At 64.8% G+C, this 22,155-nt stretch carries 24 protein-coding genes and 1 tRNA gene; 8 read left to right on the top strand and 17 right to left on the bottom strand.

The window, feature by feature from the left end:
- Positions 1 to 3 precede the first annotated feature (3 nt).
- Both HSRCO_RS10805 and HSRCO_RS10800 read right to left on the bottom strand, forming a co-directional pair.
- On the bottom strand, positions 4 to 930 hold the full coding sequence (locus HSRCO_RS10805; protein WP_259517656.1) for a DUF1028 domain-containing protein: 927 nt from the start codon (positions 928 to 930) through the stop codon (positions 4 to 6).
- A 31-nt stretch (positions 931 to 961) separates the two neighbouring features.
- Positions 962 to 1,201 (bottom strand): hypothetical protein, encoded by a 240-nt coding sequence (locus HSRCO_RS10800; protein ID WP_259517655.1) that lies wholly within the window; start codon positions 1,199 to 1,201, stop codon positions 962 to 964.
- A 408-nt stretch (positions 1,202 to 1,609) separates the two neighbouring features.
- Here HSRCO_RS10800 and HSRCO_RS10795 point away from each other — a divergent pair, with 408 nt between their 5' ends.
- Complete coding sequence (locus HSRCO_RS10795) at positions 1,610 to 2,320, top strand: TFIIB-type zinc ribbon-containing protein (protein WP_259517654.1); 711 nt, start codon at positions 1,610 to 1,612, stop codon at positions 2,318 to 2,320.
- A gap of 49 nt (positions 2,321 to 2,369) precedes the next feature.
- Here the strand turns inward: HSRCO_RS10795 and HSRCO_RS10790 are convergent, their stop codons facing one another.
- The 3 genes from HSRCO_RS10790 to glyA all read right to left on the bottom strand — a co-directional run bounded on the left by HSRCO_RS10790 (position 2,370) and on the right by glyA (position 5,536).
- The gene (locus HSRCO_RS10790; protein ID WP_259517653.1) at positions 2,370 to 3,305 is read right to left on the bottom strand and encodes an alpha/beta hydrolase; all 936 of its coding nucleotides are present in this window, start codon (positions 3,303 to 3,305) and stop codon (positions 2,370 to 2,372) included.
- Between the two features lies 1 nt (position 3,306).
- On the bottom strand, positions 3,307 to 4,200 hold the full coding sequence (gene folD, locus HSRCO_RS10785) for a bifunctional methylenetetrahydrofolate dehydrogenase/methenyltetrahydrofolate cyclohydrolase FolD (RefSeq protein WP_259517652.1): 894 nt from the start codon (positions 4,198 to 4,200) through the stop codon (positions 3,307 to 3,309).
- Between the two features lie 88 nt (positions 4,201 to 4,288).
- Positions 4,289 to 5,536 (bottom strand): serine hydroxymethyltransferase, encoded by a 1,248-nt coding sequence (gene glyA, locus HSRCO_RS10780; protein ID WP_259517651.1) that lies wholly within the window; start codon positions 5,534 to 5,536, stop codon positions 4,289 to 4,291.
- Between the two features lie 149 nt (positions 5,537 to 5,685).
- Between glyA and tbsP the strand changes: the two genes are divergently transcribed.
- Both tbsP and HSRCO_RS10770 read left to right on the top strand, forming a co-directional pair.
- A complete protein-coding gene (tbsP, locus tag HSRCO_RS10775) occupies positions 5,686 to 6,513 on the top strand; it encodes a transcriptional regulator TbsP (RefSeq protein ID WP_259517650.1) in 828 nt (275 codons plus the stop codon).
- A gap of 57 nt (positions 6,514 to 6,570) precedes the next feature.
- Positions 6,571 to 8,277 (top strand): YcaO-like family protein, encoded by a 1,707-nt coding sequence (locus HSRCO_RS10770; RefSeq protein WP_259517649.1) that lies wholly within the window; start codon positions 6,571 to 6,573, stop codon positions 8,275 to 8,277.
- Here HSRCO_RS10770 and HSRCO_RS10765 read toward each other — a convergent pair.
- From HSRCO_RS10765 to proC, 7 genes are all read right to left on the bottom strand, one after another.
- A complete protein-coding gene (locus HSRCO_RS10765; RefSeq protein ID WP_259517648.1) occupies positions 8,274 to 9,398 on the bottom strand; it encodes a DUF63 family protein in 1,125 nt (374 codons plus the stop codon). The two genes, HSRCO_RS10770 and HSRCO_RS10765, sit on opposite strands and share 4 nt — an antisense overlap.
- Before the next feature lie 82 nt (positions 9,399 to 9,480).
- Complete coding sequence (locus tag HSRCO_RS10760; RefSeq protein WP_259517647.1) at positions 9,481 to 9,930, bottom strand: Lrp/AsnC family transcriptional regulator; 450 nt, start codon at positions 9,928 to 9,930, stop codon at positions 9,481 to 9,483.
- 42 nt (positions 9,931 to 9,972) lie between these two features.
- Positions 9,973 to 10,782, bottom strand: a complete 810-nt coding sequence (locus HSRCO_RS10755) for an inositol monophosphatase (protein WP_259517646.1) — start codon at positions 10,780 to 10,782, stop codon at positions 9,973 to 9,975.
- A gap of 160 nt (positions 10,783 to 10,942) precedes the next feature.
- Entirely contained in the window at positions 10,943 to 12,169 is a 1,227-nt protein-coding gene (locus HSRCO_RS10750) for a hypothetical protein (protein WP_259517645.1), read from the bottom strand.
- A gap of 355 nt (positions 12,170 to 12,524) precedes the next feature.
- Positions 12,525 to 13,856 (bottom strand): glutamate-5-semialdehyde dehydrogenase, encoded by a 1,332-nt coding sequence (locus HSRCO_RS10745; RefSeq protein ID WP_259517644.1) that lies wholly within the window; start codon positions 13,854 to 13,856, stop codon positions 12,525 to 12,527.
- Positions 13,849 to 14,694: a glutamate 5-kinase gene (gene proB / locus HSRCO_RS10740; RefSeq protein ID WP_259517643.1), complete on the bottom strand. Its 846-nt coding sequence runs from the start codon at positions 14,692 to 14,694 to the stop codon at positions 13,849 to 13,851. The genes HSRCO_RS10745 and proB overlap by 8 nt, the downstream gene beginning before the upstream one ends.
- Positions 14,675 to 15,448 (bottom strand): pyrroline-5-carboxylate reductase, encoded by a 774-nt coding sequence (gene proC / locus HSRCO_RS10735; protein ID WP_259517642.1) that lies wholly within the window; start codon positions 15,446 to 15,448, stop codon positions 14,675 to 14,677. Before proC ends, proB begins: the two co-directional genes overlap by 20 nt.
- Positions 15,449 to 15,697: 249 nt before the next feature.
- Here proC and HSRCO_RS10730 point away from each other — a divergent pair, with 249 nt between their 5' ends.
- A complete protein-coding gene (locus HSRCO_RS10730; protein ID WP_259517641.1) occupies positions 15,698 to 16,675 on the top strand; it encodes a hypothetical protein in 978 nt (325 codons plus the stop codon).
- 361 nt (positions 16,676 to 17,036) lie between these two features.
- Here the strand turns inward: HSRCO_RS10730 and HSRCO_RS10725 are convergent.
- A tRNA-Leu gene (locus tag HSRCO_RS10725) sits at positions 17,037 to 17,120 on the bottom strand.
- 112 nt (positions 17,121 to 17,232) lie between these two features.
- Between HSRCO_RS10725 and HSRCO_RS10720 the strand changes: the two genes are divergently transcribed.
- Positions 17,233 to 17,721 carry a DUF309 domain-containing protein gene (locus HSRCO_RS10720; RefSeq protein WP_259517640.1) on the top strand — a complete coding sequence of 163 codons (489 nt, stop codon included), beginning with the start codon at positions 17,233 to 17,235 and terminating at the stop codon, positions 17,719 to 17,721.
- Between the two features lie 38 nt (positions 17,722 to 17,759).
- Entirely contained in the window at positions 17,760 to 18,548 is a 789-nt protein-coding gene (locus HSRCO_RS10715; protein WP_259517639.1) for a succinylglutamate desuccinylase/aspartoacylase family protein, read from the top strand.
- On the opposite strand, the gene HSRCO_RS10710 is transcribed toward HSRCO_RS10715, so the two are convergent.
- Entirely contained in the window at positions 18,545 to 18,994 is a 450-nt protein-coding gene (locus HSRCO_RS10710) for a UPF0179 family protein (RefSeq protein WP_259517638.1), read from the bottom strand. The two genes, HSRCO_RS10715 and HSRCO_RS10710, sit on opposite strands and share 4 nt — an antisense overlap.
- A 79-nt stretch (positions 18,995 to 19,073) precedes the next feature.
- Here HSRCO_RS10710 and HSRCO_RS10705 point away from each other — a divergent pair, with 79 nt between their 5' ends.
- Positions 19,074 to 19,481: a universal stress protein gene (locus tag HSRCO_RS10705; RefSeq protein WP_259517637.1), complete on the top strand. Its 408-nt coding sequence runs from the start codon at positions 19,074 to 19,076 to the stop codon at positions 19,479 to 19,481.
- A gap of 44 nt (positions 19,482 to 19,525) precedes the next feature.
- Here HSRCO_RS10705 and HSRCO_RS10700 read toward each other — a convergent pair whose 3' ends face one another.
- The gene (locus HSRCO_RS10700) at positions 19,526 to 19,840 is read right to left on the bottom strand and encodes a hypothetical protein (RefSeq protein ID WP_259517636.1); all 315 of its coding nucleotides are present in this window, start codon (positions 19,838 to 19,840) and stop codon (positions 19,526 to 19,528) included.
- Positions 19,841 to 20,137: 297 nt separating this feature from the next.
- Between HSRCO_RS10700 and HSRCO_RS10695 the strand changes: the two genes are divergently transcribed.
- The gene (locus HSRCO_RS10695) at positions 20,138 to 21,181 is read left to right on the top strand and encodes a hypothetical protein (RefSeq protein ID WP_259517635.1); all 1,044 of its coding nucleotides are present in this window, start codon (positions 20,138 to 20,140) and stop codon (positions 21,179 to 21,181) included.
- Between the two features lie 157 nt (positions 21,182 to 21,338).
- On the opposite strand, the gene HSRCO_RS10690 is transcribed toward HSRCO_RS10695, so the two are convergent.
- Positions 21,339 to 21,758, bottom strand: a complete 420-nt coding sequence (locus HSRCO_RS10690; protein WP_259517634.1) for a CBS domain-containing protein — start codon at positions 21,756 to 21,758, stop codon at positions 21,339 to 21,341.
- A gap of 123 nt (positions 21,759 to 21,881) precedes the next feature.
- Positions 21,882 to 22,145: a hypothetical protein gene (locus tag HSRCO_RS10685; protein ID WP_259517633.1), complete on the bottom strand. Its 264-nt coding sequence runs from the start codon at positions 22,143 to 22,145 to the stop codon at positions 21,882 to 21,884.
- Positions 22,146 to 22,155: the final 10 nt, after the last annotated feature.

Here is a 22,155-nt window from a genome sequence, read left to right as displayed (position 1 = left end):
CAGTTACCGCCGTTCGAGTCGGGAGAGACCGTGCCAGATGGCGTTCACGAGTTTCTCTTCGCCTTCCCCCTCGGCCTCGTCCCAGCCACGTGCGAGGGCGTCCTCGATGACCTCGAGGGAGTGGTTCTCGAAGTTGTTCATCCCCCGGAAGGCCTCGAGGGCCTCCCGCTCCGACTCGCCCACCGTTCCAGTCGGCGTCCCGTCGTACAGCGCCAGCGATGCAAGCGTCTCGAGGACGGCTTCGGCAGTATCGCCCTGCAGTTCGGCGGTGGAATCGGGTGTTTCGCGTTCCAGGAGGGTCACGTCGTAGATGCGAAAGACCCGCTCGAGTTCGTCGATGGGGTGTTCGTGGTCGTCGACCCGGACGTCGATCCACCGGTCGTTCTTCCCGTCGTAGCCACCGTCGGGTTTCGCGACGTACATCGCCGCGCTCTGCTCGCCACGTTTGTCTCCGCCCGCGTCGTTGCCAGCGTGCAGGGCGGCGAGCAATCGCTCCGGAAGTCCGCCCGCCGTCTCCTCGAAGGTCTCGGCCATCGCGTCGATGGTCTCGCGGCCTTCGAGGATGTTCCCCTGCACGGTGTAGTTCTCGCCCTGCCGATCGCTCGCGTGCTCGAAACACTCCTCGCCGGTGAACGCCGCTACCGATCCGTCTTCGCTCACGATGCCCAGCTGACGACTCGGTGCCTCCTCGTCGGCCTGGATGAGGCGCTCGACGACGGTGCTCGCCTCGTACCCGTCGCGAAGTAGATCGAGCCCCTTCGGGCCGTAAGCCACGTTGGCGAAACTCTGGGTCGCGATGGCCCCGGCGTCGGCCGCCGCGACCGGGACGACCGAGCCCACGCTGACGAACTTCGACTGGACGGCGATTCCCACCGCCTCCTGGTCCGGGTCGCGGGCGACGATCGAGAACGTCGCTGGTCTGGGTTGCATGACCGTATCATGCGACCCGGCTGGGAAAAACCTACTCGTCGTCGACCCTCCGGGCGGTGAGCGGTTGTCTACTCTTTAGGTCGAACGGCAAGGTGGGGTGCTCGACGAGGTGCCAGAGGACCATGTGTCGTCGGCCGCCGGTGAGCCCGACACGCGAGAGGTCGTCGGCGGTCACCTCGTCCGGGAGCCGCTCCGCCAGTCGTTCGAGGGCGTCGAAAGAATCGAAGACCTTCGAGTTGCCCGCGGAGTCCGCACCGCTTCGTTCGACCACGTAGGCGCCGTCCCGCCGATGTTCGCCGACCGTATGCAGGTAGGTCTGGCGCTCGGTGAGGGCCGCTTCGAGGTCGTCGCGAAGCGTCTCGACCGATTCGGCCGGAACGGTGAGATGTGACTCGCCCAGCGTGAGGGTAACCGTCTGCCCGTTTCGCTGTACGTCCGGGACAGGTGCGTCGCTGGACGATGTGGGACTCGATGCGCTCTCGTGCTCGTGTGGCGTATCAGACGAGCGGGAGAATTTCTCGATCAGCCGCGTCAGAGCGACTTCCTCTATCCTCCGTCGTCAGGAGGTCTGCGTGTGACGACATGTCACTCGAATCTTGTTCAACGAGACTGATAACCCTTCTGGTCGGTCAGTCGCCACGCCGCTGGGCATTTCACTCGCGCGGCCCAACGGCCCTCCATGCGTATCCGCGGTGACCGCACGTGCCGGGACTGTGGCGCCCGGTGGTCGTACTACGAGACGGGGAGCGTCACGTGTCCGGAGTGCGGGAGCATCCGGAGTACGGGCGACGGAGAGCGCACACGACACACCGACCGCTCGGCGTCCCTGGACCTGCGTGAACCACGCTCGACCGCCGCCGAGGGGGATCTGGAGACGGCCCTCGACGAGGCTGCCGACGCCTGTCTCGACTACGTCCGAAAGCGGGGATTCGTCGATGAGGGGTCGCTGCGCGATCTCGACGAAGCGTACGTCCACGCCCAGGAACTCCGCCACGCGGCCTCGCTGGGGGTGAGTCGGCTCGAACTGTCCGATACCGAACGGGCGTATCTGCTCGACCTCCTCGGGGCCGAGGCCGGTGACCGCCCATCCGCCAATTCGGTCCCGGAAACCTTCCGGGCGGCGAGGGGTCTCGGCGTCGCCACCGCGGTCCGGGACTACCGAGACGATATCCGACAGTGGCTCGCCGCGGCAGAAGATCGGCCCGCGGCCCGGTCGCTGCTCGAATCGGTCGCCGAACACGGGAAGCGGATCCGCGCCCTCGACGGCCAGGTGGATCCTGGGCAGACCGCCCAGCTACTCGCTGCAACACGGGCCGTGGGCACGTACTGCCGAACGGGTGCGGAATCCGATCTGGAGGCCGCACGGGAGACGCTCGCCGCAATTTCCTGACGATCGCTATCGCGTCGTGACGCGGAGCGAATTCGTGCCGAGGGCCGAGCTACGATAGCGCCCGTTCCAGGTCTGTACCCACGGCCGCAATCACGGCCGTCGCTCGCTGTACGTGGCCGATCATTCCGACGAATCCGTGGACCATGGCCCCTTCCTCCCGATGGACGACCGGGACGCCAGCCGATTCGAGCGCGTCGGCGTACGCGACCCCTTCGTCGTGGAGGGGGTCGAACCCCGCGGTTACTACCGTCGCCGGCGGCAGGTTCTCGTGTGAGCAGGCAGCAAGCGGGAACGCGTAGGGGTTGGCCCCGTGCAGCGGGTCGGTGAGGTACTGCTCGCCGAACCACTCCATCTCGTCTCCGGAGAGGAAGCGACCGGTCTCCGGGTCTGTGAGCGAATCCCAGTCGGTCCCAGCGCTCGTCGCGGGATAGAACAGTATCTGATAGTCGATCTCGGGGCCACCGCGGTCCCGGGCGAGCAACGAAACGACCGCTGAAAGGGTTCCGCCGGCACTCCCCCCGGCGACGATCACCTCGTCGGTCCCGCCGAGGTCGGTCGCGGTAGCTGCTGCCCACTCGGTTGTGGCGTACGCATCGTGGACCGCTGCCGGGAACGGATGTTCGGGTGCCAGGCGGTAGTCCACCGATACGACGACGGTGCCCGTCAGGTCGGCGATGGCCCGGCAGGTCGCGTCGTGGGTATCCAGCGTTCCGACCACGAACCCGCCACCGTGGAAGAACACTGTCGTCGGGACCGGTCCGTCGCGGTCCGGTCTGTAGATTCGGACGGGGATCGGACCCGCGGGCCCGGCAATCTCGCGGTCCTCGGTGTCGACCTCGCCGTCCCGATAGCGACCGGTCGAAGCCATCGTCTCGAACAGATCCCGAGCCTCCTCGACCGAGAGCGTCGAGAGGTCCGGGACGTCCAGGCGTTCCATCTGGTCGAGAATGGCCTGGACCTCGGGATGGGGCTGGTCGGCGCGCATTCTACGGTAACTCGACGGGGACGTCTTCCTGGCGACTGGCCGCCTTGACGGTGTTGTAGAGCAACATCGCTCTGGTCATCGGGCCGACGCCGCCGGGAACGGGGGTGATGGCACTGGCCTTCTCGGCCGCGGAGTCGTAGTCCACGTCGCCCACCAGTTCGTAGCCCTTCTCCGTGTCCGCGTCGACGCGGTTGACGCCGACGTCGACGACCACCGCTCCTTCACTGAGCATCGAGCCGTCGACGAGTTCCGGAACGCCGGCAGCGGCGACGACGACGTCGGCCTGGCGGGTCTTCTCGGCGAGGTCCCGTGTCCGGGAGTGACAGACGGTCACGGTCGCGTTCCCGCCCTCGGCCTTCTGGATGAGCAGGTTGGCCATCGGTTTCCCCACGATGTCCGAGCGGCCGACCACGACGACGTCTTTCCCCTCCGGGTCGAGGTCGATGGATTCGAACAGTTTCTGGATGCCGTGTGGCGTGCAGGGCTTGTAGCGGGCGTCGCCGGCCACCAGTCGGCCGACGTTCTCCGGGTGGAACCCGTCGACGTCCTTCTCCGGATCGATGCTCCGCAGGACGGCTTGCTTGTCGACGTGGTCGGGGACGGGCATCTGGACGAGGATACCGTCGACGTCGGTGTCGGCATTGAGGTCCTCGATGGTCTCGAACAACTCGTCGGCGGGTGCGTCCGCGGAGATGCGCACGTCACGAGCCTCGATGCCGACCTCTTCGCAGTCGCGCTGTTTCATCGAGACGTACGTCTCGCTCGCGGGGTCGTCGCTCATCAGAACCGTCGCCAGCGTCGGCGTCACGTCGGCGTCACGCAGTGTGTCGACGCTGTTTGCCAGTTGTTCGCGGACGTCGGCGGCGACGGCCTTCCCGTCGATGACAGTGGTCATTACCGGGTCGTCGTCGCGCGAGCGCCTTCAACCTACGGGTTCGTGCTCACTTCTGAAGAATCGATACAAAATCTATCCACGAACGTGGTTATTCGTAGAGGGGATGGGCGTCGGTCAACGAATCGACCTCGGCTGCGACTTCGGCGAGGACGGCCTCGTCCTCCACGTTGTCGACCACGCGGGCGATGAGGTCGGCGACCGTCTCCATCGCTTCCTCGTCGAAGCCGCGGGCGGTGAGCGCTGGCGTCCCGATCCTGATACCGCTGGGGTCGAATGCGGAGCGCGTCTCGCCCGGGACCGTGTTCGCGTTGAGGACGATGCCCACCGCCTCGAGGGCCGCCTCCGCATCTCCGCCGGAGACGTCCGGGTGGCTCTCTCGGAGGTCGACGAGCACGAGATGGGTATCGGTCCCACCGGAGACCAGCCCGAAGCCGTGTTCCTGGAGTCGGTCGCCGATGGCCTTCGCGTTGGCGACGACCTGTTCGGCGTACTCGGTGAACTCGGGCTGGAGCGCCTCGCCGAACCCCACAGCTTTGCCGGCGATGTTGTGCATCAGGGGGCCGCCCTGGGCACCCGGGAACACCGCACTGTCGACGTCGTCGGCGAACTCCTCGTCCGTCATGACGATGCCACCGCGACCCGCGCGGATGGTCTTGTGCGTCGACCCGGTGACGAAATCGGCGATGCCGACCGGCGAGGGGTGGACGCCCGCCGCCACCAGGCCGGTGATGTGCGCGATGTCGGCCATGTGGTACGCGTCGGCCGCGTCCGCGGCCGCCTGGATTTGGTCCCACTCCACCTCGCGTGGATACGCCGAATAGCCCGAAACGACCATGTCCGGGTCGAATTGCTCTGCTAACTCCTGGACCTCGTCGTAGTCGATGCGTCCGGTTTCGGCGTCGACCTCGTACTGTTCGACCTCGTAGAACTTGCCCGCGAAGTTCGCGGGGTGGCCGTGGCTCAGGTGGCCGCCATGGGTCAGGTCGAGCGAGAGGATCTTATCGCCCGGCTGGAGCACGGCGAAGTAGACGGCCATGTTGGCCTGCGACCCGCTGTGGGGTTGGACGTTGACGTGTTCGGCTCCCCAGAGTTCCTTCGCCCGCTCGATGGCGAGTTCCTCGACGGCGTCCGCGTTCTCACAGCCCGCGTAATAGCGCTTGTCGGGATAGCCCTCGGCGTACTTGTTGGTGAGCACGGAGCCCTGTGCGTTCAGGACCGCTTCGCTCACGTGATTCTCGCTGGCGATCATGGAGAGCGTCTCGCGCTGGCGGTCCACTTCCGCATCGAGTGCATCGGCGACGTCGGGGTCGACCGCTCGTACCGTCTGGTAGTCCATGGTCGGGATGCGTCTTCGTGGAATGATAAACGTACCTACCGCGGCAGCCGGTTCGGTCCCCCCGGCGACCGTGTGCCACGATACAGGGGGTTTTACGCCCCAAACCGTCGATAAAATTAAGTGTCTATTCAGGTAACACCTATGTACGCATGACCTCCACGTTTCTGGGTACCGCGGTCGCCGACATCCTCGATGCGGTACTCGCCGACGACCCCGATTACCTCTACGTCGTCAACCCCTCTCCACACGTGTTCGAACGGCTCACGGAGGCGGCCGTCGCCGTCGAGGCGGACCTGCCAGCGATTCGAATCCTCGGCGAGGTAGAGATGCTGAAGGGGAGCGTCGCCGACTTCCTCGTCGCGAGTACGGTCGCAGACCTCGTCGCTGCAGAGGTGCTGTCGGTCCGAACGCTCTCGTCGTCGGCGTTCGGTTCCACCATCCTCTCCGAGGACAGGGCCGTCTCGCTGATCGAAGCCGGCGATGTGGTGGGTGGCCTCTCGACGACCGATGCCGAGTTCGTCGCCACGACCGTCGAAGCTACCGAGGCGGCGTGGGAAAACGCGGGGTCGTTCTCGGTGCGAACCCCGGCCATCTCGCGGGTACTCGAGACGCTCGAGGAGGCTATCGGTGTCGAGGTACGCGAGGATTTCCAGGCGACACTCGACACGCTCGAGACGGTACGGGGCGAGGACGGCGACCTCGACGAGGTGACGATCAGTCTGCTTGTCGCGGCGAAAAACGGCGTGCTCCTGTACGACATCAGCAAGTGGGGCGAGGACGTGGGCATCGCGAGCAAGGCGACGTTCTCGCGGACCAAGACGCGCCTCGAGGACGTCGGCCTCATCGACACCGAGAAGGTCCCTATCGACGTCGGTCGCCCCAGACTCCGCCTCCGTCTCGCCGGCGGTCTCGACGCAGCCGACGACCCTGCAACGATCGTCGAGACCGCCGTCGACCACCTCTCCGAGAACCCCTGAACTTAACCTTTCCCTGTGCACTATTCCGGCTATGCGAACCTATCTGGAGGCCAGGCCGTGACGGTCGGTCTCGTTGGCGATGGGCCGGCGGTCGACGTGGTCGAGGCCAGCCTCGCGGACGTCGATGTTGATGTCCTCACCGGGGGTGTGGACGTCGTCTCCTCGGTCGAACTGGCCGTGGTCGTCGGACTCGCGGGCAGTGAGGGGTTCCGACGGGCGAACGACCTCGCTCTCGAGTCGGCGATTCCATGGATCGGCGTCGAGATCGGTGGTATCGGCGGCGTCCCCGTGGCCGACGTCGACGCGACCGTGTCGGCGTTCGACCCCACCGGCGGTTGTTTCGAGTGTCTCCACCACCGGGTGCACTCCGGCGGTGTCGACCCGACCGGGAATCCCACGGCCGACCGGAGCGGTGTCCGGGTCGCCGGCGCGTACGCGGGGCAACTCGCCGTCCAGGCGATGTCGGGAGCGGACGTCGCCGGAACGGTCATCGAGGTCCCGTACGCCCGCCGCGAACTCCTGCCCGTCCCGCACTGTCGGTGTGCCCCGGACGAGGAACCGGCCATCGACCGCTCGGTCCTCTCGCGGTCGCTCGAGGAATCGGCCACCCGTGCGGAGCGAGCGATCGACGACCGGATCGGCATCGTCTCTCGGATCGGGGAACACGATTCGTTCCCCGCCCCGTACTACCTCGCCACCCTCGCCGATACCACGCGATTCTCGGACGCTTCGGCACCGGACCGCGCCGCTGGCGTCGATTCGGAGTGGAATCGGGCCTTCATGAAGGCACTCGGCGAGGCACTCGAACGGTACAGCGCGGCGGTCTATCGGGAATCTGACTTCGTGACGGGGGCCCTCGCGGACGTCGACGGCGTCTCGCCAGAGCGGTTCGTTCGCCCCGACGACGCGACTGACCCCGCCCCGGCCGACGAACTGCCCTGGGTCGACGGGATCGACCTCGTCGCGGACGAGTCCGTCCTGTTACCGGCGGAGTTCGTTCACTTCCCGCCGCCGGAGGAGGTGTACACCACCGCCATCACGACGGGACTGGGCCTCGGCAACGACTGGACCGACGCGGTCCTCTCGGGGCTGTACGAGACCGTCGAACGCGACGCGACGATGCTCGGATGGTACTCGACGTTCGAACCGCTCGGACTCACCGTCGACGACGAGCGATTCGCGACACTCGAACGGCGAGCGCGTGCCGAAGACCTGTCGGTCACCTCGCTGTTGATGACCCAGGACGTGGACGTTCCCGTCGTCACCGTCGTCGTGCAACGCGAAGACTGGCCGTCGTTCGCGGTCGGGTCGGCGGCGAATCTGGACGGCGCGACGGCCGCCAGCGCGGCGCTCGCGGAGGCCCTCCAGAACTGGATGGAACTGCGAAACATGGGGCGGGACCAGGCAACCGACGCCGAGGGGGCTATCGGCCGGTATGCGGACTTCCCCCGGGAGGTCAGGTCGTTCACCGACGTCACCGGAACCCTCGATATCGCCTCGGTCGGGAGCGAGGAGTCGCTGTCCGGCGAGGCCGAACTCGACGCCCTCCTCGACCGTATCGCAGCGGTCGATCTGGACACCTACGTGGCGACGCTTACGCCGCGTGACGTAGCGGAGATCGGCTTCGACGCCGTCCGCGTTCTGGTCCCGGGCTCACAGCCGCTGTTCGTCTCGACGCCCTTCTTCGGGGAGCGGGCCAGGACGGTTCCGCGAGAACTCGGGTACGAACCGAGACTCGACCGTCCGTTCCACCCGTACCCCTAGATTCCGAACGTCGCCCGGAGCATGTCGCGGGTTCCGGGGCCGAGGCCGACGGCGATGACCGCGATGAGCAACAGCACGGTGAACCGTGGGTCCTCCTCGAACATCTCCTCGTCGAAGAGCGCGATGACGACCAGTGCGGCGACGATTTTCACCAGCAGGAACGGCCAGGCCGTGCCGATGACGGACGCTACCGATTCCGGGAGGACGGATTCGGCGATATCGATGATCCCCCGATTGACCGGATGCTTGGGAACCAGGTCGTTGGGTAGTCCGAGCTCCTGTCCCCAATCGAGAGCGAGGACGTTGGAGACGCCGTCGACGGAGTGGGCCCACAGGATGACGCCACCGAGTAGCGGCGTTCCGGACGCCATCCACGGGAGCCTCCGCCGGATCGGTATCCACAACCCGATGGCGATGGCGAAGGCCCCGCCCATCGTGAGGACGGTGAATATCGGGTGGAAGTACACGTAGGTGGTACTCACGGACAGGAAGACGAGGTAGCCGAGCGACCCGACCAGCAACGCCGTGCCGAGCCCAGCCAGCGGCCACTCGAGCGTTTCCGTCAGGCCCCGTCGATGGGCCCAGACGCTCAGGAGGAGGGCGCCGACCGTGATGAAGAAGACGGTAAAGTAGATGAGCGGACTGATGAGGAGCGTGTTCCACGGGTATTGGATGGCTGGCTCGACCCCCTCGGGGACGGCGTCCATCGCGTCCTCGACGACCCGGAGTGCGCCACCGAACAGCATGAACGGGATGAGCGGGTAGATGAACGAGATCTTCTCACCGAGTTCCAGGCGGCGGAGGAGGAAGACGACGCCGACGAGCGAGAAGATGAGGGTGAGGGCGTAGCCCACCTCGGAGACGAGCGTGTATCCGGGATAGGCGGTCGGACCGCCGGCTGCCTCGCAGGCCGAACTCGAGGCGTACAGCTGTGGCGAACCACCGTTCCAGGCCGCACAGGCGGCGTTGAAGGCGTCGGCGTAGACCGGTCCCCAGAAGTACTGCCAGATGAAGCTGCCGTAGACGAGGTCCGGGAACAGGAGCGACCCGCCGACGAGGCCGACGACGATGACGACCACCGCCGCGGTCCAGGCTCGCTCCGTTGACGTTTCGGGGAACATTATCTTCGTGTTGTTTGCATCGGACCGGCGATTTGAGGGTACCGGTTTCCAACGATAGCACCGCGGGGTGGGCGCCGTCCGTTCACAGCGGTAGTTCCGTGGCGTCGTATTCGTGGCCGAGGACGACCATCGTCTGCGACCGCACGATACCGTCGATATTCGGTACCCTGTCGAACATCAGTTCGCGGAGTCCCTCCGTGTCCGGCGTGACGAGTTGGACCAGCGCGTCCCACTCGCCGGTGGTCAACAGGATCTCCTGGACCTCCTCGAGTTCCTCGAGTCGGGCGAGCGTCTCGGCGGATCGACCCTGTTCGATGCGGAAGCCGACGACCGCCTCGACGTCGAGGCCGACCGCCGCCGGATCGACGTCCGCGTGATAGCCGCGGATCACGCCTTCCTCTTCCAGCCGCTTCACCCGGTCGTGGACGGTGGCACTGGACATGTCGATGCGTCGGGCGATTTCGCTGTACGGCGTCCTGGCGTTCCGCTGGAGCTCCCGGAGGATGGCACGGTCGGTGTCATCGAGGCTCATACCCCGACCACCGTCCCCCGGGACCAATACTGTTGTGTCGGCTCAGTCGCCGGTCGAACGCTGGGCCACCTCGCGGGCGGCAGCCAGCACCGTCTCGTGAGCACGGTCGTTCGAGGCGACGAGACCGCTGTCGGTCGGCCGCCAGCGCTCTCCCTCGAGGTTCGTGACCCGCCCACCGGCCAGCCGGATCATGTGGACGCCGGCGACGGTGTCCCAGGGATTCGTCCGCTGGTTCGAGATGACGCCCTCCACCTGTCCGCTCGCGACCATCGAGAGACTCGCCTGTGAGCAACCATACCGACGGGCGTCCCCGAACGTCTCGACGATTCCTCTGAAGGCAGCGCCGTATTCGGCCCGCCGGTCTCTCGGCCACCACGTCGTCGGGACGACCGTGAACGTCTCCGGGTCACGCCGCGTACTCACTCGAACCGGATCATCGTTGAGTCGCGTTTCGCGCTCGTCGGCGACGTAGACGTCATCGAGCGCCGGGAAAACGTTCGCGGCGGCGATGGTCTCCCCGTCCAGCACTGTGGCGACGGACGTTCCCCACGTCTGGATCCCGCGCACGTAGTTCGCCGTGCCGTCTATCGGGTCGACGATCCAGGCCGGCCCCGACTCGGGGACGGATTTCAGTTCGTCGCCCTCTTCGCCGACGACCGGTTCGCCGGGGAACATCTCGCGGATGACATCGATGACGCGGTCCTGTGCATCTCGGTCGGCCTGGGTGACGACGTCGGTCTTTCCCGCCTTCGTCTCCACGTCGATGCCCGTGCGGAAGAACTCGTTCGCGACGCTCGCGCCCGCCCGTGCGGCTCGTTCAGCGGTCGCGACCCGGTCTGCGGTCCTCCTCATCGTGTCGAGTGAGTGGGCGCTGGTTGATAGGAACTCCGGTGGTGGGTGGTCGGAGGCTGTCCCGGTGGGCTTCAATCGACAACAAATCTGGCCGCATCGCGTGTCCTACTCGTCACACCAACCGGAAAAAAGAAGCTCGCCGATCGGGACGCCGGTTCGTCTACGCTCCGAGATCCTCGGGGTCGAAGTCGCAGGTCGCGACGAGGTTCTCGTCGACGATGTTCTCCACGAGATACCAGTCGGACTCGTCGTAACTCGGATAACCGTCACCGCCTTCCGAAACGCCATCGTACGCGTCCCAGATCTTCACGGCGCCGAGTGGCCAGTACCAGTCGTCGGGCACGACCACGAGTCGGATGTCGCCCTTGTGGACCTCCACGGGCTTCGCGAGGTTCTCCAACCAGGGGTCGAAGAACAGGCCGTCACCGTGGAAGCCGAGTTCGCTAACTTCGTCGGGAATCTCGATGGCACACGGCTCGTCGAAGTCGACCGTGAGCGTCGCCCACTCGTTCGGTTTCGTACAGCCATCGAATTGACCGGGGACTTCGGCGTTCTCCAGGTCGGCGAACACCTCCTCGGTGTTCGGGAACACGGTGACGTCGAGATCCGACCCTCCGGAGAAGGATCCCGAGGCACTCTTCCCTTCGATTGTACTGCCGCCCTCGTCTTTCACGACGAGTTCGTACGAACCATCCCTACACAGGACGTCGCCCGGGAACAGCATGTGCCACTCGTGGTCGTCGCCAGCGCCACGCGCCTGCGGAACGATATCGAACGTGAACTCCGTGACGAGCGGATCGTCGTTCTCGTCGAACCCGACCGCCTCGTACTCGCCCAGCAGGTCGACGACCCAGTCGTTGACGTCCCAGTCCGAATCGGACTTGGGCAAGTCCTCGTAGGACAGGTTGATCGTGCCGAGAATGTCCTGTGGTTCTTTCACACAGAACTGCAGATTGCTGATAGCTGCGGTGTTGCCACCGCCGTTTTCCAGACCGCCCTCCGCGTCGTACGAATAGCCTGGATCGACGACTTCATCGCAGTCCATCCCGCCGAAGGCCATCACCTTGGACACGAAGTAGGGATCCGCCGTCTCCCATTCGACGGATATCGGTTCGCAGTCTTCGCCCTCTTTGCTCTCCCAGTTCGTGATCTCGATGAGGCCGGTATCCGTCTCCTCTTCGAAATAGCAGTCTCCGTCCTCCTCGACGAACTCGAACTTGACGTAGGTGGCGTCTTCATCGCACGAGAAGTCTTTGAAACACGGCGCTCCGCCAGTCGCACCGACAGTGGGCACGCCGATGAGCCCCATTCCGGAGACGAGTGCTGCCGTTTTCAGTACCGACCGACGGTCGATTCCACTATCCGCGTCTTCGCCTTGCTCTGTCATCGTTGAATGCTCCCCCAGCGAGGGACTCCCCGCCTGTGGGATGTAGACGTACGCCCGAGCCCAACATGAAAACATGTTGTCACGAAGTCGGGATATGTCGACGAGGTGTGTACCAGTTCGACATGCAGGTACCGACGCAGGGTAACGGCTACTCGACAGCATCACTCGTGCCTCAGAGAAGCAAAAGCGGGACAGTCCGTCCAGTTGGACTTCCACATCACGCCGTTCGTTGTGTTCTCAGGATCGACCGGACACCTGTTCCGTGCTCGCGATTCGGTCTACGAATGGCTCATCGTGTCGAATCGGGGCCTGCTGTGCCACCGGGCACGAAGCGACCCGCACCGGGCCATCGTCTCTACTCGTCGGCCAGTCGACCGTGGTTCCAGTCGCCGTCGAACGGTTCGTGACTGAACGGGGCCGCGTCGGCGCCCGAGTAGGTCGCGACCCGCTGTCCGTCTCCCTCGAGGTAGTACTTGTAGGTCGTGAGTCCGTCGAGGCCGACCGGTCCGCGGGCGTGGATCTTCCCGGTACTGATCCCGACCTCAGCGCCGAGACCGTACCGGAACCCGTCGGCGAATCTGGTCGAGGCGTTGTGGAATACGCTCGCGGCGTCGACCCCTCGCATGAAGACGTCCGCGTGGTCGGCGTCCTCGGTGACGATGGATTCGGTGTGCTTCGAGCCGAACGTGTTCACGTGGTCCATCGCCTCCGTCAGCGAGTCGACGACTCTGATGGAGATGATAAGGTCCCCGTACTCCGTCTCCCAGTCCGTCTCCGTGGCCTCGATGGCGTCCACAGTCGACCGCGTCCGCTCGTCACCCCGGATCTCGACGCCGGCGTCCTCGTAGCGGTCGGCGATGGCCGGGAGGAACTCCGCGGCGACGTCCTCGTGCACCAGGAGGGTCTCCGCGGCGTTACAGACGGCCGGGTACTGCACCTTGGCGTCGTAGGCGATGTCGGTCGCCATCTCGACGTCCGCCGCCTCGTCCACGTAGACGTGACAGACTCCTTCGGTGTGACCGAGGACCGGAATCTTGGTGTTGTCCTGGATGTGGCGAACGAACTCGGTGCTTCCCCGGGGCATGAGGAGGTCGATCTCCTCGTCCATGTCGAGGACCTCGTCGACCGCCTCGTGGGCTTCCACGAGATGTGCCCAGCCATCGACGAGGTCGGCTGTCGCTTCGCGCACGACGTCGTAGAGCACCCGGTTGGAGTGGAGTGCTTCACTGCCGCCCTTCAGGATGACCGCGTTACCGGATTTCAGACTCAGCGCGGCGATCTGCACGAGTGCGTCCGGACGAGATTCGAAGACGGTGGCGATGACGCCGATGGGGACGCTCACCCTGTAGAGTTCGAGCCCGTCGTCGAGTCGGCGGGCCTCGAGGGTTTCACCGAGCGGGTCGTCCTGTGCCGCCACGCTTCGGACCATCTCGGCGATGGTATCGATCTTCTCGTCGTCCAGTTTCAACCGGTCGACGAGCGCCTGGCTGTACTCGCCACGCTGGCGCATCGCCTCGGCCTCCTCGACGTCTTTCTCGTTGGCTTCGAGGATCCGAGTCCGGTTGTCATCGAGCGCGTCGGCGATCGCGTGGAGTGCGTTCCGCCGGGCCTCGTCGGTGGTCTGCGCCAGATCGAGTGCGGCCCTCTGTGCAGTTCTCGCCTTCGTGATGGTGTCGGTGTCAGTCATGGCTGTCTCCGTCGACTGGAACGAAGATGGTTCCAACTGGCTCGCCGTCGGCGATCCGATCGAGGACGTCATCGGCGGTCGATCGGGCGATGACAGCCGGGATCCCGTGCTCGGTGACCTCCCGGGCGCCCTCGACCTTCGTTCGGATCCCGCCGAACTCGCCGTTCGCACTCGACTCGACGAGTCGGTGGACCTCGTCGTAGTTCCGCCCGACGGCCTCGATCCGTTCGGCGTCCGAATCGGTCTTCGGATTGGTGGTGTAGACCCCGCCGACGTCGGTGAGGGTCACCAGCAGATCCGCCTCGACGCCGATCGCGACCGACGCGGAGAGCATGTCGTTGTCGCCGATCTTGATCTCGGCGATGGCGATGGCGTCGTTCTCGTTGATGATGGGGACGACACCCCACTCCAGGAGCGTCTCGACCGTGTTGTGGAAGTTCGTGAACCGCTCGGGGTCCGCCAGGTCCTCCTGGGTGAGCAGGATCTGTGCGACCTTCCGGTCGTGGCGTTCGAACTGCTCGGTGTACCGGCGCATCAGGTGGCTCTGTCCGACCGTCGATGCCGCCTGCAGGTTCTCGATCGTCTCGTTCGGGACGTCGACGTCCCCCTTTCCGGCCCCGATCGCGCCGGAGGAGACGAGGAGTACCTCCGTCCCCCGGTCGAGGAGGTCGTCGATGTCGTCGACCAGCTTCGCGAGTTTCTCCTCGTCCAGGTTGGAGTCCGCGTCGGTGAGCGAGTTCGTTCCGGCTTTTACCACCACTCGCTGGGCGTCGGCGGCGAGTCGCCGCGTCGACTCGATGCTCGATCGATCGACGACCTCAGTCGTCGGCGAAGTCATCGGTGATCTCCATGGAGCGTTCTTCGGCGGCCTGGACCGTCCGCTCCAGGACCTCGTCGACGTCGCTGTTCCACAGGACTTCCATCCCTTCGATCGTCGTCCCACCCTCCGACGTGACCGCGTCGACGAGTTCGTCGAGACTCTTCTCGGACGCCATCGCTATCTCGGCGGCCCCCTTGAACGTCTGGGCGGCGAGCAGTGCGGCGTCCGCTTTCTCGAATCCACTCTTCACGCCGGCTTCCGCGAGCACCTTCATCAGGTAGAACGCGAACGCCGGACCACTCCCGTTCAGCGCGGTCGAGATGTCCATGAGCGATTCGTCGACCACGACGTACTTCCCGAGGTCGTCGAGGATGGTCTGTACGTCGTCATCTCCTTCCGCGGTCACGGCGGTGGCCATCGAGCCGTATTCCACCGCCAGGTTCGGCATTCCGCGGACGACGGTGGCATCGACCTGCTCTCCGATGAAGTCTGTTGGCACCGCCGCGGCGAACGAGAGCAACGTCTGCTCTCTGTCCATGTCGAGGGCCTCCAGGACGGGCGATACCGTCTGGGGGCGGACGGCGAGAATTACGACCGATGCGTCCGAAGCCGCGCCGACGCGTTTCGTGGTCCGGTTCACGTACGGTTCCACTTCGGCGAGGGCCGCCTCGTCCAGGTCGCACGCCGTAATCGTGTGCGACCCGGCCCTCGCCAGTCCCTTTATCACTGCACTTCCCAGGTGACCGCAGCCGATGACGCTGACCTCGACCATTATCTGTGTGTGACTCTGTAACAGAAGGATATACGCACGTCGGAACCTGCAACGTGTGACGCGGGCAGGACATCGTCGTGCGTGGATTCGGCGTGCACGGTGCCGACAGCAGTGTCGGTCACCGCCACGACGAGGGTACCGTCTCCATCTACCACATTGATCTCACTCATTATCGAATGGTTACCGCAGGTTCTTCGGTTCCGAGAATCACCCGCTCATTCCACTATTCATCTTGAGGTACTGTCATATATGAAGCGAAGAACGATCATCACTACGAGTGCAACCGTCGGTCTGGCGTTCCTGGCCGGCTGTAGCTCGGCGGAACGAACGGACAGTCCGACAGAAACCGCAACGACCTGGGCGGATGGGGAGACGACTTCACAGACGGACGGGGACGCTTCGGACGGGCCGTCCGTCGTTGTCGAGCCATCGACGACTGCACTGGAGTACGGTGCCGACTATTCGGTAGCCGTCACGATGGAGGCCGGGAGCGAACCGATCGAGACACGCACCGAAATCTGGTGGGATACGGAGGCCGATCCGGGATGGACGTCGGCCCCGGGAACCAACGCACAGTGGAGTATCTCCGCCGGAGGATCGGAGACAAAGACCTTCGATATCGTCCCGCCGTCCACCGGCGACGTGGTATTCGCCGTCACTGATCTGGACCAGTTCATGGACATCCTCGACGAATGGGAACTCACGGTCGAGCCGCCCCTGGCAGCGCTGGACGAATCGATTTCGTTCTACGACGGGCTGACCGTCACCATGGGAGCCTCGCTGGAAGACGAGATCCAGGCGAGCACCGAATCGTATGGCGGTCAGGAGGCCTACGACGAACGAGCGATACGGCCCGGTATCGACGACGCCCGCTGGCTCGTACTGACGATCGTCGTCGAGAACGAGTCCGGTAACGACGACATCCGGGTACCGGACCACCGTGATATCGACGTGCTGGCGGCGGGCAACCAGCTAGAGTCTCAGGATCTCATGTTCACGACCGAACCGCCCCTGTTCGAGTTCGTCGGCGATCCACCCGACCCGGACCGGGAGGAGTACTGGGTCGAACTCCAGGAGGAGCCGGGCTATTACCGCGAGTACGGCTCGACCAGTCTCGCGCCGAACTCGTTCGTCGAGGGGTGGATCCCGTACGTCGTCAGCGACAGCGTCGCGCTCGAGGACGTGGCGGTCCTCCTGGAGCACGGCGTCCGCGCGCGATGGGAGTGATTCCGGTTCGCCGGATTCGACCGAGCGACCTCCTCTGGTATCGCGTTTTCTCGGCCCGCACGACGACCTCGATCACACATCGTGTCGGGTGGGGGAGGGGGTACCAATCTCACGACGCTTCGCGTCTTTCGAGCACCCGCTCGCAGTGCTCGCGGGAACCCTCCGGGAGCGGATGCTTCTCGATACGGTTCATCTGCAGAAGCGTTTTGCGAGGGAAGTCCGTCCCGTGGACTTCCGCATCACGGCGCTCGCGGTGTGCTCGCGCCGGGCGATGCGAGGGAGGGGATTTGAACTTCAGTCGGACTACGTCCGACAGCGTTCAAATCCCCCCTGCATTCGTCGCGCAGGCCGCGCGATTTCATGCGAGGGAGGGGATTTGAACCCCTGGACCCCTACGGGAGCGGATCTTGAGTCCGCCGCGTTTTCCTGGCTTTGCTACCCTCGCACGCAATGAGGTGTCTGCGCCTGGTCCGCTTTAGGTTTGCGGACTCGGCCCGATACGAGCGAGTCTCGATGGGAAACCAACCGACAACCCGGTCCGTCCCGTAGCCTACTATATGGACGATCATACGCGCGATGCCTCCGTCGCGCCGCCACCCGCGGGACGAGCGCCCACCGGGTGGCACCCCGGCGCCGAGGTCTGGGAGCACGCCACGCTCCGCCGGGCGGTGGAGCACGGGATTCGGCTGTTCAACGAGGGCGCATATCACGACTCCCACGACTGCTTCGAAGACGAGTGGTTCAACTACGGGTCGGGGAAGACCGAGAGCGCGTTCCTCCACGGGATGGTGCAGGTCGCGGCAGGGGCGTACAAGCACTTCGACTTCGAGGACGACGAGGGGATGCGGATGCTGTTCACGACGGCGGTGCAGTACCTGGAGGGGGTTCCCGAGGATTTCTACGGCGTCGACGTCGAGGGCGTCAGAGACCTCCTCGAAGCCGCACTCGACGATCCGGCCCAGGTAGACGAGTGGGTGATCCGTCTCGATGGAGGAGTGCTCGCGGCCCGTTCGGTCGATTACGAGTACGCCGAACGACTCCCGTAACCCAAGGGATTAGTGCGTCAGGGGCGTGCTCTTTCACAATGCGTGTGGCACAGCTGGGTGCCGGGCAACCGGACGTCGCGGTGGTCGGATCCATCCACGGCGACGAGCCCTGTGGGGCGACGGCTATCGAACGCCTCATCGAGGACGACCCGCCGGTACGGAAGCCCGTGAAACTCATCATCGCGAACGACGAGGCCCTGGAGCGGGACGTGCGATACGTCGACGCGGACCTCAATCGGGCCTTCGACGACGACGTTCCGGAGGATGCCCTCGAACGTGGCCTCGCTGACCAACTCGCGACCGAACTTCGAGGGACGACCGCACTCTCGATCCACTCGACGCAGTCCTACCCCTACCCCTTCGCTATCTCTGCGGGGATCAAAGAGCACGTTCGGGCCATCGCGCCGAAACTGTCAGTGCGGGCACTGGTGGACACGGGGTCACCGAACGAGGGGCGAGTCTTCGAGGCCGACGCCGACATCATCGAGGTCGAGGCCGGTCTCCAGAAGAGCGATGCGGCGGCGGAGAACGCCTACCGCCTCGTGCGCGAGTTCCTGACCGCGACGCGAGTGCTCCCCGGGGAGACCACTTCGAAGGAGCTTCCGTTGTACCAGATGGGCGAACCCATCGAGAAACCCGAGGCGGCCGCGTACGAGGTGTTCGCCGAGAACTTCTCGCGCGTCGAGGCGGACGAACCGTTCGCCTCGGCGGACGGCGTCCGGATCAGCGACCCGACCCCGTTCTACCCGGTGTTGCTCTCCGCGTACGGCTACGAGGACATCTTCGGCTATCGCGGCGAGAAACTCGGGACCATCTCCGCGAACTAGCGTCGCTCGGGCGGGCCGAGTTCGACCCGTTCGAGCTCCCTGTCCAGGGCACAGTAATCGTGTGGCGGGTCGCCGAGTGTCTTCTCGATCCGATATTCCCGATCGAAGTCGGCGCCCATGGGTTCACAGAGGGCGTGGCTCGGACACTCGGTGTGTGGGCACGGACCGGCGAGTGTGATCTTGCTGCCCGAGAACGCGCCCTTGGCGGGGACGTTCGCCTCGAACGGCACCCGCTCGACCTCGACCGCCAGTACGCCGCCGTCGTGAACGGCACACTCGAGTTCCTGGCCCCCGTCGCGAACGTCGGTCACCGTGTATCTGACCCCTTTCTCCAGATTGAGACATTGCTTCCGATATGGACAGTCGGCACAGGCTGGCGCCTCCCCTCGATAGACGAAACTGGTGTCAGTCTCGGCGAGTCTCGTGCCGACGAGGGTGAGCGACATGGTCTCCGTTGGATCGGCGACCGGTTAAACATCTCGGCGTTTTTATGGTGGCCCCCACAGAACCCGCGGACGACAACCGATGTACCGACTGCTGGTCCCTCTCGACAACAGTATGGAACGCGCGAACAAACAGGCCGCCTACGTCTCGGCCCTCCCGTGTGCGAACGAGTCGGTCGAAGCCGTGCTCGCCCACTCGCTCACGGACGAGGAGCGCTCGGTTCCGGAGGACATGCAGCGGGCTGATCGCGTCGAGACGGTCCGGAGAACGATGGAGATGCTGGCGGACGCAGGCATCGACGTGGACACGGTTGACCTGTCTCCCCCGCCCGCGGAGGGGATCCTGGCGCTCGCCGCCTCGGAAGAGTTCGACGAGATCGTCATGGGCGGTCGAAAGCGCAGCCCCACGGAGAAGGCGATCCTGGGGAGTGTTAGCCAGACGGTCGTGTTGAACGCCGAGATACCGGTGACCGTGACGGGCGGTACCTGAGCCAGCCGAATCCCCGTCGCGTCGTACGGCGAGTCGGTCTGTCCTCAGTCGAATTCGAGTCGCGACAATCGATATCGATAGGTCGCCCCCGCCGTCTCGACGACGAGGTACTGGTTCCGCTTCGTCCGCTCGATTTTGTCGAAGTGATCGCCCAGATTTCCCGGATTGAGCGATTGTGGCGGGTCCTGGAGGGTGAAATAGAACGTCCCACTGTCGTCGCCGCTCCCATCGGCGACCGCAGCGTCGACTGCGAGTGTCCGTCCATCGTTCTCGACGATGACGGTACCGGTGAGTGCCCACGTCCGCTCGCTGTACTGGAGTTCCTCCCCACCGAGGCCTGGCCAGACTGTCTCGTTCATAGTGACGATTCGACGTGACGGTTCATTGACCTTTCGGCCCGGGGGCTGGCCGTGGTCGGAAGGGGTAATTCGAACGAGCGTCGATCCGGTGCGGATACCGTGAACGCAGTCGAACACCGACCGGTCGTCGCCGCTGGAGGGGGTTTGCATGGGCAATCCCTGGGAACGTACCCAGCGAAATCGACCACGGGACCGTTTAATGCGATTGAAATGGGCGTAATTCGGCTGTGCTATCTGCCGGGTTGATACGCCTGAGGCCGGTACCGGATGCACGGACGCCCCACCGTCCGGATAGCAATGAAAGTTGGAACACTAGCCGTCCTCGCGGTTTCGGCGCTCGTGATCGCCTCTGGCGCGACTGCAGCCATGGCGACACAGGGTTCGGGACCGCTCGATTTGATGGCCGACGGAGAACAGGTACCCGCAGACGAGATCGAAACAGACGGTGCGGTCGACATCACCGTCGACGGAAACGTGACGCCGGGTGAATCGGTTACCCTCACGGCCCTCCTGGACGGCGAACCAGTTCGATTCGCCGAGGTGAGCGTCAACGGTGACGATACGTACGCGACCGACGAGAACGGTTCCGTCGTCGTCACGGTCCCGGACGACGATGAGTTCGAGGTCGAGGTCGAAGTCGAACGGGAAGGTGAACTCGAGATCCCACTCGAGGATGACGACGGCGATGCCGAAGGCCATAGCGACGCGGAAGTCGAAGAGGGTGACGAAGACGAGTCCATGGACCTCAGCGTCGATGGAACCGTTAGCGCCGGTGAGAACGTGACGATCACCGCCACCCACGCGGACTATCCGGTCGCCGGCGCAACCGTGTCCGTGGACGGCGAGGACGTCGGTGAGACCGACGCCAATGGGACCATCATGGTGACCGTCCCCGACGCGGACGGGTTCGAGGTCGAGGCCGAATACGAAGCGGAAGGCGAACTCGAGATCCCGCTCGAATCGGAAGAACAAACAGATGACGACGACGGCGACGCGGATGACGAGGGGCAGATCGACCTGCTCGTCGAAGGAACACTCGAGCCGGGTGAGGACCTCTCAGTCACCGCGATGGACGCGACCGGCGAATCGATCGCCGATGCCACGGTGATGGTCAACGACGAGACCGTCGGTCAGACGGAAGAGAACGGCTCGATCACGATCGAGGTCCCCGCTGACGACGAACTGGAAATCGAGGTCACCGATGACGACCGCGAGGCCGAGATAAGCGTCGACTTCGAGGACACAGAGACCGAAGACGATAGCGACGAAGCGGACGAGGAACGTGACGATGACGACGAAGACGAGGACGACAGGCCCGACAGCGACGAAGAAGACGAGTGAGCTAGCGAGCCACTGCGCCCTCCAGCCCCTGTCTCGTCGTCCGCTCTCTCATCATCTCGTACAGCGGATCGTCCCCTCTTTTCCGCCCTCGGTATTACCCATCTGGGGGTGCCCACTCCTGGAATCATCGCCGCAGTGCCTGTGTAGCGGCAGGTCCTCAGTATTCGGGTCGCTGGGCGCGGATGACGTTCGCGAGTTGCTGTTGCTCGTCGGCCAACAGTTCGGTCAGGTCGTCGGCCGTGATGATTCCGACGAGCACGTCACCTTCACAGACCGGGAGCCGTCTGATTCCGCTCTCTGCCATCAGATCGGCCGCTTCGTAGAACCCAGCCTCCGATCCAATCGACGTCAGCTCGGTCGTCATCACGTCCTCGGCGGTCTGGGTACCCGGGTCGACGTCCGCTCCGACGACACGGAGGGCGAGGTCCCGGTCGGTGACGATGCCGACCGGTTCGTCTCCCTCGGTGATGACGATGCTACCGACGTCTTTGCTTTCCATCGAGTTTGCGAGTTCGGTCACCGACGTTCCTGGGTCGGCGGTCACGACCTCGCTCCGGGCCAGATCCTCTATTGGCATGTGGATGACCTCCGGACGGACGTACTGCCGCCAACTAGTTAAACAGCTGTCATTATTCTCACCGGTTGGGAGGACGACACGTTTGCCGCGTGGCAAGGGGCGTCTCCGCGCAGAGGCCACCGATCAGCGCATCGTCGTCGCCAGAAGCGCGACGAGGTAGACGTGCCAGACGATGGCGCCGGCCTTCGCTCGCCCGGATGGGGCCGGTCGCGGTGGGTTTCGAAAGATGGCGTCGTAGACGAAGACCGTCGCGATGAGCGACCCGATGAGCAGTCCGATCCGGACCGGGAACTCCGTCACGACGCCGACGACGATTCCAGCGGCGAGACTGACCGCGATCGCGAGCAGGACTCCGTCGTAGTAGGTCAAGGACGTGCCGTCGTACATGTCTGCGATT

This window comes from Halanaeroarchaeum sp. HSR-CO (assembly GCF_024972755.1).
GTDB lineage: Archaea > Halobacteriota > Halobacteria > Halobacteriales > Halobacteriaceae > Halanaeroarchaeum.
This window is presented reverse-complemented; position numbering and strand designations above follow the sequence as displayed.